The 255-nt window shown below is 45.5% G+C and carries 1 tRNA gene and 1 rRNA gene; both read left to right on the top strand.

Annotated features, from left to right (window positions below):
- A 16S ribosomal RNA gene (locus Q8G36_RS28845) occupies positions 1-51 on the top strand; the annotation flags it as partial.
- A gap of 116 nt (positions 52-167) precedes the next feature.
- Positions 168-244 (top strand) — tRNA-Ile (locus Q8G36_RS28840).
- Positions 245-255 lie beyond the last annotated feature (11 nt).

Genomic DNA, 255 nt, shown 5'->3' with positions numbered 1-255 from the left:
AAGTCGTAACAAGGTAGCCGTATCGGAAGGTGCGGCTGGATCACCTCCTTTCTAAGGATAATTACGAGAGCGCTTTTGTTTTGTTCAGTTTTGAATGAGTGATTCATTCAATTAAATAGCAATCCCGCGATAAGCTTGGGAAGCAGAAGCTTATTATTTATGTGAATGGGCCTATAGCTCAGCTGGTTAGAGCGCACGCCTGATAAGCGTGAGGTCGATGGTTCGAGTCCATTTAGGCCCACCATTCCATTTCCC

Origin of the sequence: Peribacillus frigoritolerans (assembly GCF_030676415.1) — a bacterium.
Classification (GTDB): domain Bacteria; phylum Bacillota; class Bacilli; order Bacillales; family DSM-1321; genus Peribacillus; species Peribacillus frigoritolerans_A.
This window is presented reverse-complemented; position numbering and strand designations above follow the sequence as displayed.